The 17,674-nt window shown below is 38.0% G+C and carries 11 protein-coding genes; 2 read left to right on the forward strand and 9 right to left on the reverse strand.

Features of this window, described 5'->3' with window-relative positions; translation table 11 throughout:
- The first annotated feature begins 286 nt into the window (after nt 1-286).
- Nucleotides 287-2,386 carry an FAD-binding and (Fe-S)-binding domain-containing protein gene (locus ACZ1AQ_RS13870; protein ID WP_489633462.1) on the forward strand — a complete coding sequence of 700 codons (2,100 nt, stop codon included), beginning with the start codon at nt 287-289 and terminating at the stop codon, nt 2,384-2,386.
- Nucleotides 2,387-2,538: 152 nt separating this feature from the next.
- Nucleotides 2,539-3,246 carry a heterodisulfide reductase-related iron-sulfur binding cluster gene (locus ACZ1AQ_RS13875; protein WP_489633463.1) on the forward strand — a complete coding sequence of 236 codons (708 nt, stop codon included), beginning with the start codon at nt 2,539-2,541 and terminating at the stop codon, nt 3,244-3,246.
- A 70-nt stretch (nt 3,247-3,316) separates the two neighbouring features.
- Here ACZ1AQ_RS13875 and ACZ1AQ_RS13880 read toward each other — a convergent pair whose 3' ends face one another.
- The 9 genes from ACZ1AQ_RS13880 to ACZ1AQ_RS13920 form a co-directional block, all read right to left on the reverse strand.
- Complete coding sequence (locus tag ACZ1AQ_RS13880; protein ID WP_489633464.1) at nt 3,317-4,075, reverse strand: lamin tail domain-containing protein; 759 nt, start codon at nt 4,073-4,075, stop codon at nt 3,317-3,319.
- Between the two features lie 10 nt (nt 4,076-4,085).
- Nucleotides 4,086-5,369: a hypothetical protein gene (locus ACZ1AQ_RS13885; protein ID WP_489633465.1), complete on the reverse strand. Its 1,284-nt coding sequence runs from the start codon at nt 5,367-5,369 to the stop codon at nt 4,086-4,088.
- 6 nt (nt 5,370-5,375) lie between these two features.
- The gene (locus ACZ1AQ_RS13890; protein WP_489633466.1) at nt 5,376-6,896 is read right to left on the reverse strand and encodes a M14 family zinc carboxypeptidase; all 1,521 of its coding nucleotides are present in this window, start codon (nt 6,894-6,896) and stop codon (nt 5,376-5,378) included.
- 97 nt (nt 6,897-6,993) lie between these two features.
- Nucleotides 6,994-8,325 (reverse strand): porin, encoded by a 1,332-nt coding sequence (locus ACZ1AQ_RS13895; protein ID WP_489633467.1) that lies wholly within the window; start codon nt 8,323-8,325, stop codon nt 6,994-6,996.
- 10 nt (nt 8,326-8,335) lie between these two features.
- Nucleotides 8,336-9,490, reverse strand: a complete 1,155-nt coding sequence (gene iadA, locus ACZ1AQ_RS13900; RefSeq protein ID WP_489633468.1) for a beta-aspartyl-peptidase — start codon at nt 9,488-9,490, stop codon at nt 8,336-8,338.
- Nucleotides 9,491-9,492: 2 nt separating this feature from the next.
- A complete protein-coding gene (dcuC, locus tag ACZ1AQ_RS13905) occupies nt 9,493-10,857 on the reverse strand; it encodes a C4-dicarboxylate transporter DcuC (RefSeq protein ID WP_489633469.1) in 1,365 nt (454 codons plus the stop codon).
- A 385-nt stretch (nt 10,858-11,242) separates the two neighbouring features.
- Nucleotides 11,243-13,180, reverse strand: a complete 1,938-nt coding sequence (nagB, locus tag ACZ1AQ_RS13910; protein ID WP_489633470.1) for a glucosamine-6-phosphate deaminase — start codon at nt 13,178-13,180, stop codon at nt 11,243-11,245.
- Between the two features lie 71 nt (nt 13,181-13,251).
- Nucleotides 13,252-14,367 (reverse strand): N-acetylglucosamine-6-phosphate deacetylase, encoded by a 1,116-nt coding sequence (nagA, locus tag ACZ1AQ_RS13915; RefSeq protein ID WP_489633471.1) that lies wholly within the window; start codon nt 14,365-14,367, stop codon nt 13,252-13,254.
- A 75-nt stretch (nt 14,368-14,442) separates the two neighbouring features.
- Nucleotides 14,443-17,664 (reverse strand): LamG-like jellyroll fold domain-containing protein, encoded by a 3,222-nt coding sequence (locus tag ACZ1AQ_RS13920; protein ID WP_489633472.1) that lies wholly within the window; start codon nt 17,662-17,664, stop codon nt 14,443-14,445.
- Between the last annotated feature and the right edge of the window lie 10 nt (nt 17,665-17,674).

Consider the following 17,674-nt stretch of genomic DNA (forward strand, 5'->3'; position numbering starts at 1 on the left):
AACTGACAAAGTCCTAATCGGGGCATAAGTAGCTAACTTTGATGGAAGATAAGGTTCACTTTGTCAGTTTGGTTGTTGATTAAAAGTACTCTAAATTTATTTAGCAAATCTAAAGGATGGGAGGGAAAATCCTTTTTATCCCTTTTTCGGGATAAAAAGATTGGAAGGACAGCGGGACTTTGCTGGCTGATATGCCCATTTTTTGCTGCTCCTAAAAACAATGGTGCGTCTTGGGGTGAAATTAATGGTCGCTAATGCTTAAATTTACATTTTATTACACAAAACGATGTCATTATCTCCTTCTTATCAAAAGTTTAAAGACCAAATTGTAGCAGTGCTCGACTCGGGGCGCATAATAACAAATCCTTTGCAAACCTTGGCGTATGGAACGGATGCAAGTTTTTATCGGTTGATTCCGAAGATGGTGCTTTTGGTACATGCTGAAGCCGAAGTGGTGGCGATTATCAAAGCGGCAAATGCCTTGAATATTGCCTTGACGTTTCGAGCTGCAGGAACGAGTTTGTCGGGACAAGCGATAACGGATTCGGTTTTGGTCGTGGCGACACACGGCTGGAAGCATTACGAATTACTAGATGACATGCAAAAGATAAAACTAGAACCCGGAATTGTAGGCGCTAGAGCGAATACTTTTTTGGCACCACACGGACTAAAAATTGGTCCCGACCCAGCTTCTATTGGTGCGGCCATGATTGGCGGAATTGTAGCCAACAATGCCAGTGGAATGTGCTGCGGAACGGCTCAAAATTCCTATAAAACCATTGCAGATATTCGAATTGTTTTGCACGACGGGACAGTCCTTGACACAGCCGATGCGGAAAGTGTGGCTTCGTTTTATGAAACTCAGGCGCATTTAATTGAGGAAATTAAGGACTTAAGAAAAACAATTGTAGCGAATCGAGCTTTGGAGGATCGCATTCGTCAGAAATTTAAAATCAAGAATACTACGGGCTATAGCATCAATGCTTTGGTGGATTACGAAGACCCTATTGAGATTATCAAGCATTTGATGGTGGGCTCTGAAGGGACTTTAGCATTTATCTCTAATGTGACTTTCAAGACGGTTGTGGACGAAAAGCATAAATCTTGCTCGTTGTTGATTTTCAATTCGATTCAGGACGCTTGCAACGCGACGATTTTATTGAAATCAAGTCCCGTTGCCGCAGTAGAATTGCTAGACAGAGATTCCATTCGCTCGGTAGAAAATGACCCTGAAGCACCTGATTATTTTAAAACCTTACACGAAGATGCTTGTGCTTTATTGGTAGAATGTAGAGATAATAATCTTGATGTTTTGAAAATCAAGCAACAACAGGTTCGTGAGCAAATTAGTTCGATTCCAACTTACACGGATTATGAATTCACATCAGATCCCAAACAATATTATTTTAATTGGAAGGCCAGAAAAGGTTTGTTGCCCACGGTAGGCGGTTTGCGAAAAACAGGAACCACTGTTATTATTGAAGACGTAGCTTTTCCGTTACCGCAATTGGCCGAAGCTTGTGTGGCACTAAAAGCCTTATTTAAAAAATACGAATACGATGACGCGGTTTTGTTTGGACATGCGCTAGAAGGGAATTTGCATTTTGTGTTTTCGCAAGATTTCTCGAGTCCTAAGGAAGTGCAGCGCTACGAAGATTTAATGGCCGAATTGGCTATAATTGTTGTGGATCAATTTGGAGGCTCTCTGAAGGCGGAACACGGAACGGGACGTAATATGGCACCTTTTGTGGAAAAAGAATGGGGAGCGGCGGCTTATGATATTATGAAGCGAATAAAGAAGATCTTCGATCCTAAGAATCAAATCAATCCCGATGTTTTGATCAATCCCGATCCAAAAGCGCATTTGAAACACTTAAAACCTTTACCAGAATCTCACGATATCATCGATAAATGTATGGAATGTGGATTCTGTGAACCGCATTGTGTCTCCGAAGGATTGACGCTTTCACCCAGACAACGTATTGTTATTGCCAGAGAAATCAGCCGATTAGAAGCAACGAATGAAGATTCGCAACGATTGGCCGATATTAGAAAAGATGTTAGCTATCAATTGGATGAAACTTGTGCAACGGATGGTTTGTGTGCTTTGGCGTGTCCGGTTCATATTGATACGGGCAAGTTTGTCAAACATTGGCGAGCCGATGCGATTACCGATACGCAAAAGAAAGTGGCGAATTACATTGGTTCAAATATCAGAAGTACCACCGCTATAATGCGATTGGGATTAAAAGGAGTGTCGTTTTTTCACTCAGTTTTTGGGACCAGAATTATGTCTTCGATTTTTAGTGGAATGCATTGGATTTCAAGAGGTACTATTCCAAAATGGATTCCTCAAATTCCGAAAGGAGCGGATAAAATTAAGTAAACGAAATATTGACCGCGAATTCACAAATTGGTTTAAAAAAAGAGTCACTGATTCGCAGATTTTAATTTATGTAAGAATAAAAAATAATCTGCGAATTAGCGGTAAAATAGATTGAATATTAATTCGTGCATTCGTGGCAAAAATAAAGAAAGATGGCTGATTTAAAAGTAGTGTATTTCCCTTCCTGCATCAACCGTGCGATGGGAAAAAACGAATTTCAAAAAGAAGAAGACCTTCAACTCACAGCATTGACGCATCAGTTGTTAGTGCGGGCGGGCTACACCATTATTTATCCAAAAGAATTGGATGCGCATTGTTGTGGAATGCCTTTTTCGAGCAAAGGTTTTACCGAGGTGAATCATAAGCAATCCCAGCTTTTAGAAGCTGACTTGCTTCATGTTTCAGAGAATGGCAAGTATCCTATTTTGTATGATATGAGTCCTTGTTTTTACCATTCCAAAGAAGAATTCACCAGCAATTTGAAAATTGTTGACCCAATTGCCTTTATGTTGGACTTTGTCCTACCCAAATTAACCGTAAAAAAGAAAAAGGAAGCCGTGGCTATTTTTCCCGTTTGTTCGGTTAAAAAAATTGGGAAAATGGACCAATTATTGGCTTTGGCGCAGCAGTGTGCAGAGCAAGTGACGATGATTGACAGTAATTGTTGTGGCTTCGCGGGCGACCGCGGTTTTTTGGTTCCAGCATTGAACGAACACGGACTTAAAGACTTGAAACAGCAAATTCCAATCCACTGCACCCATGGATATTCCACCAGTAGAACCTGTGAAATTGGTTTAGAAAAAGCCAGCGCAATGTCGTTTACCTCTATTTTTTATTTGATTGAAGAAGTGACGCGATAAGCAGAAACGAAAGTTTATAAAGTAAAGAAGCCAGCAATTATGCTGGCTTCTTTGTTATTATCTTTTTTAATTAATTGGTATACGACCCGATATTTGAATAATCCCAAGCTCTAGCTGGAGAAATATTCCATTCAGAATCTAAGGCTGTTGTTCCTTTAGAAACAGCCCAATCTGTATTAGGTTTAGTGACGGTTTTCTTTCTCCAAAAGGTATTATTTCGGGTTTCTGTTGCTTCACCTGAAATAACCCACATAAAATTGTTTCTAGAAGAAGAAGTTGCTGCCGTAACTCTGGCCACTTTTGGACTTCCGAACACATCAATAATTTTATATTTTGCTCCGTTTAAGGTATGTGTACCAGCGGCGTCTTTTTTCAATAAAGCAATGGCGCTATTGCCACTTAGTTGTAGGGGTAGACTTGCGTTTGCATTTGCTGAACTTGTAGTACCCCAAGTAATATCGCTTTTTACCACAGTAGCATCGGCTTGTACAGAGGCGATTACATAGGCTTTCACACTGGGTAAGGAACCTGTTAGGAGCAAGTAATTGTTAGGGTCAGTAAAGGTCCATTCTGCTAAAGTTGACTCGTCAGAGGTGGCTTGGTAACCAATAGCATAGTTCGATAAATCGATAGCATTATCCGTTCCGTTATACAATTCGATATAATGATTTCTTTTAGAATTATCTGTGTTTACAAACGTTGCAATTTCTGAAATCAATAGTTCTTGAAAGTCATTGGTCGGAATGTCTACTTTTTCTTCGGTAAAATCAGAGGAGCATCCGGTGAAGAAAACGATGCTTAGTAAGCTGGTATATAGATATTTTTTCATGATCATAATTTTAGAAGGTTAATTGTATTCCTAAATTGGTATTCCAGTTAGAGGTATTTGTAGGTTCTACTTTTCTATCCACATAAGTGGTGTTTATTCCAATTTTCAACGCATTGTTTTTTAGGTATTTGTTGATGCCGATAGTGTACCAATTTTCTTTTTGAATCAAAGAAGTTGCCGAATCTACTTCTGGTTCAATGAAAGAAACGCGAGTATCAAAAGCCCATCCGCTGCGGGTTACATAAGACGATTGTAAGTTGACACCATATCCCATATTGTATTTTGTAGCCGATGTTTCAGCATTCAATAGAGTAGAAGCGGAGCTGTTGCTGTACAAGTTTTTACCATTTACGGAGGCATTGGTGTATTCACCTATGAAAGAAAATCCTTTGTATTTCACGATAAAATCGGTTACAATTTTACGATAGTCTGCATAGGTGGCTTTACCGTCTTTATCAAAGATTCCTGTGATGATGTTACTACCACTTCCTCGAGCTTCGCTGGCTTTTACATTATAGCTACCAGCCACACCAAAGGCTATTTTTAAGGATGGTTCGTAATACAAATCATGGCTGATAAACGCATTATTTTTGATAAAATCACCGAGAGGCATAATGTCTAAACGACCGCCATACTTTAATCCTGCATTGGTTTGTTCTCCAAAAGCGATTTGACCATCTCCTGTAGTAATCGATACTGAAGGATACAATCTAACGCCTCCAATTGTGAAATTCGTTTCGATGAATAAACCTCCTTCACGTGTTGCCCCCACAAAGTTTTGCATCAGTCCACCATAGGCTATACCGTCATTGGATTGTCCTGCGATGGTTTGTGCAATATTTTGTGCAAATCGTTCGTCTTCAAGTGCCAATCTATTGTTGGTATTGGTTCGTTTTTCTCCAAAGTACAAATAGGCGTTATTTTTATACAAATTCAAGCCTACCCAAGCTTCCAATAGTCCTTTGGTTCCTGTAAAATCAGTAACCAAACCAATTCGTGCTTTGTCATTCAAAAAAGAACCGTTCAAATAGATTCGCGCCATATTGATTGACATTCTGCTGGTATTTTCGGTATCAGTGCCATCATCGGCCTTGTTGAATGCCGCACCAGATTGAATGGTTCCCGATACATTTATTACAGATTTATTTTTTTTACCCAAAGAGATAAAGGTACCTTCTCCGTTTTTATAAATGAAGGTTGAATCTGTTTTTTGGACTTGCTTTACTTCTTGTGCCTTACTATAAGTACCGATAAGTAATAATGCAGCGATGGTATATATAAGTTTTTTTTGCATGATAAATTAATTTTGTAGTTGAACGATTTGACTCAAATTCACGCGTAATAGTCGTAATGTATCGGAATTGGGTAATGATTTTAAAATCTTGTTTTGGTATAACGAATTAGCGCCTTCCGGTTCCAACAAATCGACCACTGTATTCCCCATTTTTTGATGTGCTTTGATTAAAATAGAACCTTTGGGAATGGATAAGGTTTCTTTTTTCAACTCAAATTTGTCGTTGGCCGATGGTACATAGGTTTCTACTTCCATTTCAAATGGTTTTTCAGTAACCGAAAATTCAATTCCAGAAGTTCCTAATACATTGAATAAGGGCTTACTTTTGGTAATAATGACATAGCCCTCAGGTCGTTTTCTAGTTTCTTCTGCAATATGATTGATGTTGTCTTTGGCTAAGAATTTATAAATAGAGTACTCATTGGTACAGGTATTTATGAATTGAAAATTAGATTCAATCATAGTTGGTTTTGAGGCAATGACAATAGCTGTTTTGCCTTGAATCGCTTTTTGATTGGCCTGTTCTACAGTTGATTTTATGTTTTCGGACTCTTTATTGGCAATTTCCAAATAAGACAAAGCGGCCAAAGTGGATGTTTCGATTCTTCTTTTTACGGCTTTTTCTTTCTCGGTCACTCCTCGAATTTCCATCAAAATAGAAATTCTGTTTTGCAAAGCATAATTTGTTGCACTAGAACGAGAGGTTATTCCTCCAATATTTAAGATGACTTGATTGTCCATACGTTGAGAAGTACAATAATTGCGAACGACTCTATTGTTTTTTTCCAATACAGTTTGTGTTGGTTTAACAAAATCATTTTCAATCATTTTTCTAATGTTTTCATCTACATTGAGATTGCCTGAATACAAAAACATCGCATCGTAGGAAGAGGTCAAACAATCATCAATGTCTAAGAAATCTTTTCGTTGTGGGTTATACTCGTGAAAATCTATTACTATATGGGGGTCAAAAGCGTTGATAGCATTTTTGACATTAACAGATTCAGGAACATTGAGTATTCCCAAATTTCGATTCAAATCGGTTTCGTCATTCGAAAATCGGGTTTCATCTTTATGGCCATCTACATTTACTATAGGTACGATTTCTACGATGGCTTTGTCTAAATAGGAACGATAACTAGGATTTTCAAGAATTTCATAAATAGTGTTTAACATCGCATCGGTGCTGATGGGTTCATCTCCGTGCATACTTCCTAAAAAGGTTACGCGAATTTTTTGAGCATCACTTATCTTCCCTTTTTTATTTAATGTAACCAATGGAATCGTGTTGCCTCTTTGCGATTTACCGATGTTAGTAACCGTCATCACTTCAGGGTATTTTAAAGCTAAATTGTCTAGAAACTTAAGCACATTTGCATAGCTGGTATAGTAATCGCTGCCGTTAGTAATGGGCACAGGTAGTTCTTTTTGAGGGTCAGGAAAAAATTTCGAATAGATATCGTTTTCCTGAGCGTTGAGGTGTATGGTAAAAAGAAAACCAACGAATATGATGCATATCTTTTTCATATATGTAAAATTTATTTTTTGAAGGTCCTATATGGTAACGTCTTTTACGTATTGGTGTTTGTTTGCAACAAACCTGTTGTAAGAGGCGATTTCATAGTTACAATTGTATGGTTACCATTATTTGTCCATATAAATAATCATTGGAGCCTCCTTTAATGTTCGATTTTCCTATTTCTGCTTGAATTTTTAAATCGTGACCAGAGAGATACTTGGTGGTTACAAGCGAATAGTTTTTATCGAAGGTATCGAATGAATTAGATACTTGGTCTTGATACAACTGTGTGTATCTTACTCCAAATGACCAATTAGAAGGCAATAAATAGCCGGCTTGAATATTGAATCCCGAACCTAAGTTTAATCTAGATAGTACTCTATTTTTGTTTTCTTCTGGAGTTCCAGTAAATGGTGTGAAGTTTCCAGATAAAGAGAATTCTCCTGCAATGTTGTTGGGTACACTAGCTTGGGTCATAAAATAACTGCCTAAGGAATAAAATCCCTTGTATTTGAACATATAATCCACACCAAATTTTTGATAATCGGGCAAGACAATGTTTTGATTGGCATCTCCGTATAAGTATCTACCTCCGTTGGTACCTTTTGCCGAAGTTTGTCCATCATTATAGCTGTACACGGCTCCAATTACCAATTTAGGTTTTTTTTCTCTTGCTAAATCTTCCATATAAAACTCGCCTAGTTTGGAAAACGCGCCAAACGGTAGATAATCTAAGCGAGCACCATATTTAAACCCACCGTAATTTTTAGACAAACCAGATTGTCCTTCTCCAGTGGTAATAGATAGATAAGGTTTGAATAATTGTCCCGCTACTCTAAATTCTCCTTGGTAGCGAATCCCATAATCAAAAATAGCATCGAAGGCACTAGAAAGCTCACTGCGTTCTATAAAGCCTAATACCTCGCCCTCAATTCTAGTTTCTCTAGAATCCAAGTAATCGGCTCTTAGTCCAAAATTGATGCGATGTCCTTTGATGGGTCGGTATTCGATATAAGCATCTTGAAGTAGATTGTTAAAAGAACGATTTCCCGAGGTCGTACTTTGGTAATCTGAAGCAAAGTTTAAACGAATTCTGTAGTACAATTTTTTGTCGAAAAGATTGCCGCTCACTTTCAAACGAGCTCTTCGGATTCTAAATTGGGAATTCAGGGTCTCGAAATCATCGGAGGTGTTCATTAAAAACAAGGACTGAACACTCTGCGTAATATTCATAGTTGAGCCATTTTCAGAAATGAGATTGATTCCGTCTCCAAGCGTATAATTCCTTTTTAAACGAACAATACTGGAGGTTGCGTCTAAGTTGATTTCCTCATCATTGTCATAATTATCTTTGTCATCATCTTGGGCATAAGCAGTAGTTCCAAAGACAAAACATAACAAGACCAAGAGGTAATGATTTAGTTTTGTTACCTTCATAGTGCAGATTTTAATTGTTTTTTGTTTCAAAATTTCCATAAACAAGGATGTCTCCATCTTTCATCATTTGTTTACCTCTTGCAATTACATCTGTTAGTTGTAAATCTTGAGTGAAAGCACAAAAATCGGCGTCGAAACCTACTTTTATACTTCCTTTATGTTTTAAAGCTAAATTTTTGGCGGGATTACTAGTGATTAGTTTAAAGGCTTGTTCGATGGGTAATTTTCCTTCTTGCACTAATAACACGACTTGTTTTAAATTCAAATGAATAGGTGCTTTTTTGAATCCGATAGTAACGCCTTGTTCGTTGACAATTCCGATACCAGCATTGCCATCACTACTAAAGGTCATCTTGTCTATCGATACCCCTTTTTCTAGAGCATATAGCACCGATTTGTAAGGGTCTGTATATTTTGTTCCGCCTGAAGTAATGTCTATCATACCACCTAATTTGGCAAACTCAATGGCTTGTTCAAACAATGGAAGGGTACGACCCACGTGCGTTGGAGAAATATGTTCGATTGGGAATTCGTATTTTTGAACTAGTTCTAACAAAACATCCATTCTAGAACTAAGTGCGCCCAGATGGATATGAAGAATCCCTTTTTTTCCAGCGATTAAGCCTCCTACGCGTACTTGTTTCAATTCACGAAGTAAATCAATAGCTTCAGGATACGAAGACCTTTCATCACTTATCGCTACTTTACAACCCACGACTTTGTCGATAAAAATCATATCGTCTTGAATAGATTGAGTAAAGGTAACCGCATCCAAACCAAAATAACTGGTCAAGATATACGACGAAATGCCTTCGGATTCTAAAGATTTGGCTTTCGCATATAAGGTTTTGATACTTCTAGCGCTTCCATCGGTACCTAGTAACCCTACCACAGTTGTCGTACCACAAGCAATAAATTCGCTTAACATAATTTCTGGCGTCATAGAACCAAAGCCATGTTTACCACCTGCGCCAGTAATGTGCACATGTTGGTCGATTAAACCTGGGGTTAGGATTTTGCCTTTCAAATCAATCACCTCGGAGAACAGCGTCGAAACGTCAATAGTATCCTCGATGGCAACTATTTTTTCTCCAGCAATTAGAATGTCTTTTTTGCCTAAAAATTCTGGGGCATAAACGGTAGCGTTTTGAATAAGTTTTAACATAGCTATAATATAAAGTGGTGAATAAGCATTACTAGTAAAGCAACAACAAACGGAATGGCATTGCGTTTGGCAATATCAAAAGGGGAAACTTTGGCGATTTCTGAGGTTGATAACAGCACCCCCGAAATGGGAGAAACCGTTCTACCCATCGATGCTGCGAATTCCATTGGTAAAATCATATGTGTGGTAGAAACAGCCAATTCTCCGGTAAGTTTTGGAACCAAAGGGCCAAAGGCAAAAAAGGCAGCATTACCACTTCCCATTAAAATTGAAGCTAAGAAAATCATCAGCGCCATCACAATACTAATCCCATCAGCGCCCAAACCAAGACTTTGTGAACTGCTAATTAATCCATCAATGAACATTAAACTTATTAATCCTTTGGAAAAAATTTCGGCAGCAATGATTAGGGTCACCACCGATTTAAAAATGTCTCCCATTCCGTTAAAGAAAAGCTTCAAGGAATTAAAAACTACTTTGACATCTCTGGTTCTTACCGCTTCAAACACGAGTCCGACGAACACACAAAAAATCATAACCATTGTCGTATTCACGTGTATTGGAGTTTCGAAGAATTGGAACAAATCTGAAAATACCAATAAAATAATAAGGGGTAAAACAGGAATGATAGCATAAAAAACAGGTACTTTCAATTCTATTTCTTTAGTTTCAACAGTAGTAACCTCTACCTTCATTTTTTTGTCATAATACTTGTTGACAAAATAATAGGTGATCATTAAGGCTATAGTTAAGGGTATCATCAAAGGAATTTGAGAGCCAAAAAAGTGAGATACGGAATTGGTTTCGATAATTTTAACGGAGCGTGCCGTAATTACCGAGGCAGGACCAACCCCAAAAGCCGTACAAGCCGTAATCACCGAAGCTGCAGAAAGCCGACTTACTCCTAAATTCACCATAATAGGAAAAATAGAAGCCATCAATAAAAGGGCTAGACCAGCAGCTGATGGAATACAAATAAAAAGAAATTGCCCAATGGGAATCACCATCGAGGCAATAATGTAAGGGTATTTTTTGAGTAAAGAAAGCGGTTTCATAGCCAGATAAACCAAGGCATCCGAAGCGCCAATTTTATCAATAAAGGCTACGAATCCACCAATTGCCATAATCATCAAACCCACATTAGCATTGGTTTGGCTAAAGGCAATATTTATATATTCAAAAATATCAAAGAATGCAGAACCAGTAGGTTTGTCTAATTTCGGCATTTCAAAACCAAAGACAGAAGCTATGCCCAGCATCAACAATCCGCTGATGAGAAGTACAGCATGTGCATAATAGTTTTTGATTAATAACCTCGCCACGACCGCAATAAAGAATATTGCAATTAAAGAACCTGCTAGTATCATAAAATTTGATTTAAAATGTTAGAACGCATTGATTTTGTGTCACATACCTTTCATAAAGGTATAAATTAATCAAATGCAAATACTACTGACAAATAAAATTTATTGCTGTAAAGTGTTTATGTATCAGGGTAATGTATGTTTTTTACAAAATTAAATAGTAGTTCTAGGGACATTTATGATATATGTCACGGTATTGAGAATTTAGGATAGGTTTAACTCGTCTTGTTAATTTTGGGTTAACGACTAAGTGAAAGGCTTTACCTTGGTTTTAAGGCTTAAAAAAAATGGATGTGAGTTATAAATTGTAAACAAAAAACCCAAAGTCAAAAGCAGTTTCCTAATTTTGATTTTGGGTTAAAAAGTTGTTCAAGTATGTCTAAAAAAGCTAGTAGTTAAAGCGCTTAAATGCTTCTATGGCTTCATATTCTGCTAGACCTAATTGGTCATACAATTGAGCTGTTTTTTTATTTCTGTCTTCGGCTCGTACCCAGAATTCTCTAGAATCATTCCCTTGAAACATTACTCTATCTTTCTGCGATTGATGGTACAAAATGGCCTGTCGTTTTAGTAGTACTTCGTCTGGACTTAAGGGAACGGCCATGTCTATTTCGTGTAGCTCCCATTCATGCCACGCACCTCGGTACAACCATAACCAACAGGCTTTCATAAAAGGCTCTGATTTTAAGGCTTTCATAGCAGCAAAAATAGCATTAAGGCATACTTCATGCGTTCCGTGTGGGTCGGCAAGGTCACCAGCAGCAAAGACCTGATGTGGTTGAATGCGTGTGATGATTTCTTTTACAATAGCAATGTCTTCAGTCCCCAATGGATTTTTTTGAACCTTTCCCGTTTCATAAAATGGTAAATCCAAAAAATGTACATTTTCATCTTTTAGACCAATATATCTCACAGCTGCATAGGATTCTCTTCTACGTATAAGTCCTTTTAACTGGCGAACTTCTTCCGAATCGATGGCGCCTTTTGATTTTGTTTTTATGGTATTTATAACCGATCGAAAATGGATATCTGTAGCGTTTTTGTCTGTAAAATCATGAGCCACTTCAGCAAATTTTAGTGCTTCATCATCTGTGACAGCAATATTACCGGAAGTTTGATAGACTACGTGAACATCATGTCCTTGTTGGATTAATTTTGCCAAAGTACCTCCCATAGAAATGACATCATCATCAGGATGTGGGCTAAAGAGGAGTACTCTTTTTTGGGAAGGTTCAGAACGTTCGGGTCTGTAGGTGTCCTCAGTATTAGGTTTTCCTCCTGGCCATCCCGTGATGGTATGTTGTAAAACATTGAACATGTTAATATTCAGATCGTATGCAGATTTTCCTGCTGCCAAAAGATCAGACATTCCATTATTATTGTAATCTCTATCTGTGAGTTTGAGAATTGATTTTTGAGTGTGTTGGCAAAGCCAAACAATGGCTTTCTTTTTTAGCTCTTCTGTCCAAAGGCATTCTCCAACCAGCCAAGGTGTTTCTAATCTTGTTAGTTCAGCTGCGGCACTTTGGTCTAAAACAAAAGTTGTATTCGAATGATGTTGTAAAAACGTGGCGGGAACTTCGGTGCTAATTTCACCTTGAATGGTTCTTTTTACGATAGCGGCTTTGTTTTGTCCCCAAGCCAATAATACAATTCTTTTGGATCGCAAAATAGTAGCTACTCCCATCGTTATCGCTTTTTTGGGAACATTATTAATGCCATTAAAATCGCCCGAAGCGTCTACTTTGGTAATATAATCCAGCGTAATGATTCTAGTTCCAGAGTTGATGTGAGATCCAGGTTCATTAAACCCGACATGGCCAGTTCTTCCAATTCCTAATAATTGAAAATCTAAACCTCCTGCCTTTTTAATTTTCATCTCGTAATCAATGCAGTATTGATTAATATATTCTAAAGGAATGGTACCCTCGGGAATGTTAATGTTTTCAGGTAGAATATCTACATGGTTAAAGAGATGTTGATGCATAAAGTAATGATAACTTTGAACACTTTCCTTGGGCATCGGATAGTATTCGTCTAAGTTGAAGGTGATTACATTGGCAAAACTTAAGCCTTCTTCTTTGTGCATTCGTACTAATTCCTGATACACTTTGATAGGCGAGGAACCCGTGGCCAATCCAAGGACACATTTTTTATGCTTTTCTTGTTTGTAGCGAATCAAATCGGCAATTTCTTGTGCGACTAAAATAGAGGCTTCGGAAGCATTTTTAAAGATGACATTGTGAATTTTTTCAAAACGGGTGTCTTCAAACTGACCTGCAGGTTGGTAACTAATGGGTGATTTTGGTTTGGATACTATTTCCATAATTCTGATATATTTTTAACTGTTTACTATTCTGTTAATGAACTTGATGAGGGATTAGAACGAGTTATTCATTACAATACTAATGCCCTTACTTCTGAGAAATCAGGAGTACAACAAAGAAAACTTGCGGGAAATCCGGGTTTGATTTTACCTAATTGATTTTCCATTTTTATGGCTTTTGCTACACGTGAAGTGCCCATTTTTATGGCTTCATCTACTTCAATATTCAAATGTTGTATGGCATTTCGAATGGCTTCTTCCATAGATATACTGGCACCTGCCAAATTGCCTTCATCATTGCGGTAGAAACCATTGTCGAGATGCGCATCAAAATTTTCCCATTTAAAATTTTCTACTTTTCGGCCTAAAAAAGCGGCATCTGTAATCAAAAACAGCTTGTTTTTTTTTAAGGCATAAGCTATTCGAGCTGCGGCATAATCGCAATGTGCACCATCCAAAATAATGGGCGCATAAATGGTGTCGTTTTCAAAAACAGCACCTACTAAGCCTGGCTCTCTATGTCCAAATTGTGTCATAGCATTGAATAAATGTGTCACTAATTGTATGCCTTTTGAAAAATAATATTGCGCTTCTTGATAGGTCATGGTAGAATGTCCGGCCGAGAGTACGATACCACTTTCTAAAAGCAAGTCTAATTGATCTTCGGTAAAACACTCTGGGGCAATCGTCATTACTTTTATGATGTCTTTCCCGTATTTGATGATTTCTTCAAGTTCGGTAGTAGTAGGTTTTCGAACCTGATTTACGCTATGAGCTCCCCGTTTTAAAGGATTCAAAAAAGGTCCTTCTAAGTGCATGCCTAACACGCCGTTGTTATGTTTGTTTTTATAAGATCGGATGGCTTCAATGCCTTGTAAAATGGTTTCTTTTGAGGAAGAAATCAAACAAGGAAGGGTATGCGTAGTGCCATATTTCAAGCTTGTTTCATAAATGTCTTGTAGGGTTTCTTCTGTTGGATACTGACTAAAATAAAATTTTTCACCACCATTAACTTGAATATCAATGGCGCCAGCCGATAGGTGATTCCCTTTCAAATCTATCAGTTCAGCGTGTTGCGGAATTTCATTTTGAATGGAAAGGATAACTCCGTTTTCGATAATGACGACACTATCTTTTAGTACTTCATCTCCAGTATGAATCATTCCGTTTAGTAGTGCTTTTTTCATAGTGGTGTTTTGTTTTTCTATCTTTAAAACACTCTCAATGTCAAATCAAGAGTGTTTTTAACAGTGGTTTTTGAGTTAATTTTTAATTACTTTTTGAGCAACAATTTTATGACCATCATTAATTTTTATGGTGTAAACTCCTTTACTTAAATGTGCTAGAGAAAGGCTGGTTTCTTTTTCATTATTCTTCAAAGAGACAGTGTTTACTACTTGGCCATTCGAATTGAATAAGGAAAGAGTTAAGGGGGCTATTGCATTTTCAACTTTTATATGCAACAGGTCCGAGGTTGGATTCGGATAGAAGGTGATGTTAAAGTTTAATTCTTTGTCTTGATTTGTAGTTACAGTCTTTTTTGATGCGGAAGTTGCAGATTTTGCTGCATTAGGAACAAAGGTGTCTGTCCCATTGGTTAACCAATTCAAACTAAAGCGTACAAAATACATTTGATAGGTTGAACTTTCTCCATTTTCATAATAAATTCCCATAGTACCATCTGGCAAAACGGTGATGCTTGAATAGGCAGAAGCGCCAGAGAAAATGGTTTTACGTATCGGCCAAGAAGCTCCTTCGTCAGTACTCATCAATACCGAAACATTGGTTCTGTTACCTGCAAATGGTATGGTGTGTAACAAACGATTTTTGTCATAACCATCAAGTGTTGAGGTATAACGTATGATGTCACCGTCACAATTTGGATCGGTAATATCGGTTTGATTGTAAGGAGTACCCCAAGTTTGTCCTTTATCTGTAGAAATATTGAATCTTCGGGTGCCAGCATTGCGAATGCTCATCAATAAATTACCATTGTTCAATTCTACCAATTTGGCTTCGTCTCCTCCTATTTCTGCTTTGGCAGTAGAAACGGTCCACGTAGTACCACCATCAGAACTAGACATTGAGTAGTTATTTATGGTGCTTGTTTCGTCTCTAACAACAAGAGCAATTACTATAGTACCGTCGCGCATTTGTAATTGTCTACCGGAACCAATAAATACTCCTTTCCAATTTTGAGTAATTGGATTGCTACATCCAGCACCATAGATTTGATTAGTAATATCAATAGGAGCTCCCCAAGTGATTCCATTATCTGTACTTTTACAATACTTGATTTTTATAGGATTTGCAGCAGTGGATGAAAAAAATCCTTTTTCGGCCACAAAAAAGCAAAGTAGATTTCCTGTGGGTTTGTCTAATACAAAGGCACAATCTCCTGCTCCTATTGGGGCTCCAAAATTTGCAATAGTTACAGGAGCAGACCAAGTTTTACCATTATCTGTACTGCGACGTATTACGGGATCAATTTTAGCTGATAAATCACCTGCTCCATTCCATCTTTTATCTGTGGCTGTAACCAATGAACCATCGGCAGCTGTAATGATGGCAGGAATGCGATAACTAGCTGCGCCAGCATCACCGGGTGTAAATAATAGTGTATTTGACAATAAAATAACTCGATTACCCGCTACACTACTAGCAGTCGTAGGATAAATTGTTGCATTGGCTACGATAGATTCGCAAGTAGCATCTAGTAAATTTCCTTCGCTAGCCCCTGTAGCAATATCATAAGCAATCCAAAAATAGTTATCGCCAGAAACCAATGTTTGATTACCATTTACAATTAAATTTCCAGAAGAGGGTGTTATGCTTCCAAATAAGATTGCTGTTGTTGGATTAAAACTGGCTGAACTACCACTTGAATAGATTTTGATGTTGGTAACATCCGCTATAGATGTAGTTCCCGCCATAGTGAAGTTTAAGGCATTTACGGTTAGTGGATTAATGGTGCCACTGGTAGCAACTTTTACCGCAATAATGCGTTGGTCTGTATCTCCAATCCCAGTTGGTACTACCGTCTGTACTAATGAGACCGAGTTGATTTGCATCGTATTCGTTTGGGCAATTACAGAAGCGCCACCATTTAATGTTCCCGGATGATTACGACCAGAGATGTCGGGTACAGTATTTCCACTCACATTTTCAAAATCCCAGGCGGCTAAAAGTAAGGGTTCGTTACCAATGATTACTGCGGTTTTATCAGCCAAAACATCCGTTGCATTCATAGCTTTTCCCCAAAAACGAATGTCGTCTATTTGTCCATTCAGAAAATAGGAAAGCGTGCTTATGGTTCCGAAAAATAGATTTCCAGTATTAATAACGGTATTGGTTCCCCCAATATTAGCAGTTGTTTTGGTTTGTTGCAGAAGACCGTCTACATATATTTTACAACTTGTAGTAGCTACATCTACAACCATAGCAAGATGATGCCATACATTGTCTGAAATAGATGAGGTTCCATAAGGAGGACCAGCTGCACCTGCACTGGTGGTTAGATTGACGCCAAACTGACCACCTCCTGAAGAGGAATTATTAATAAATTCATAGCCAACTCCACTTCCTCCGGGTCTTTTACTCAGGATGCGTTTAGAAAAGTCAGCTGTTTTTACACGGCAGGTTATCGTCAAACTTTGACCAGCGGCGAGATTTAAATCAGGATGATTAACAACCGACATATAATCGTTTATTCCATCCAAATTTAAAACCATAGGAAATGCATTTGAGGTAGTTGGACTGCCAAATAAAGTTCCAGGATGATTATTTCCAGAAACATCTGGCACAGTGGTGCCTGTAATGTTTTCAAAATCCCATGCTCCCAATAAATTCGTTGTAGGGCCAGTAATTGTTGCAGTCATGTCCGACTGTAATTCAGCAGGAGTCATGGCAGTATTCCAAATACGTACATTGTCTATTTGTCCTGCCCATTTGAAACTTTTGTTACTGTCTGAAGTGGCGCCAACAATAAAGTCCAAAGCATTAGAGAAATCGGAAGTCACAGAGGTAAATGTCTTGCCCGTGTTAACCAATACACCATCTAAGTAACCATATACTGTTCGTGTACTGGTTGCATCCAGTACTAAGGCTACATGATGCCATGTTCCGTCTGCAATTGTTAAGGTTGAATAACCAGCGGTACTGATATTATTAGGTGTTCCTGTTCCGCTCATATTCATTGCAAATTTGCCTGCGTTGGATCCGTTTCCCGTCCAGAACTCGTATCCATTTCCAGAAGTTCCTGCTCTTTTGGCAAAAATTCTTGGAGTTCCTGTGCTGGTTGTGGTTTTTACCCAGCAAGTGACCGTTTTGTTTTGGCCTGATCCAAAGTCAAGATCCGGATGATCTGCTACCGACATATAGGTGTTGACCCCATCTAAATTTAAAACTTTGCCGCTTTGAGCATATAGATTAAAACCTAAAACAAAACAACAAAACAAAAAGAACTTGTGTAATCCATTTTTCATAATCTGTGGT

The sequence above is a fragment of the Flavobacterium sp. UM26 genome (genome assembly GCF_057922445.1).

What these genes read in the sequence shown, in the direction of transcription:
- ACZ1AQ_RS13895 (WP_489633467.1), bottom strand. Translation starts at nt 8,325, where the DNA reads ATGAAGGTAACAAAACTAAATCATTACCTCTTGGTCTTGTTATGTTTT.
- ACZ1AQ_RS13885 (WP_489633465.1), bottom strand. Translation starts at nt 5,369, where the DNA reads ATGCAAAAAAAACTTATATATACCATCGCTGCATTATTACTTATCGGT.
- dcuC (WP_489633469.1), bottom strand. Translation starts at nt 10,857, where the DNA reads ATGATACTAGCAGGTTCTTTAATTGCAATATTCTTTATTGCGGTCGTG.
- nagA (WP_489633471.1), bottom strand. Translation starts at nt 14,367, where the DNA reads ATGAAAAAAGCACTACTAAACGGAATGATTCATACTGGAGATGAAGTA.
- ACZ1AQ_RS13920 (WP_489633472.1), bottom strand. Translation starts at nt 17,664, where the DNA reads ATGAAAAATGGATTACACAAGTTCTTTTTGTTTTGTTGTTTTGTTTTA.
- ACZ1AQ_RS13880 (WP_489633464.1), bottom strand. Translation starts at nt 4,075, where the DNA reads ATGAAAAAATATCTATATACCAGCTTACTAAGCATCGTTTTCTTCACC.
- ACZ1AQ_RS13875 (WP_489633463.1), top strand. Translation starts at nt 2,539, where the DNA reads ATGGCTGATTTAAAAGTAGTGTATTTCCCTTCCTGCATCAACCGTGCG.
- ACZ1AQ_RS13870 (WP_489633462.1), top strand. Translation starts at nt 287, where the DNA reads ATGTCATTATCTCCTTCTTATCAAAAGTTTAAAGACCAAATTGTAGCA.
- nagB (WP_489633470.1), bottom strand. Translation starts at nt 13,180, where the DNA reads ATGGAAATAGTATCCAAACCAAAATCACCCATTAGTTACCAACCTGCA.
- ACZ1AQ_RS13890 (WP_489633466.1), bottom strand. Translation starts at nt 6,896, where the DNA reads ATGAAAAAGATATGCATCATATTCGTTGGTTTTCTTTTTACCATACAC.
- iadA (WP_489633468.1), bottom strand. Translation starts at nt 9,490, where the DNA reads ATGTTAAAACTTATTCAAAACGCTACCGTTTATGCCCCAGAATTTTTA.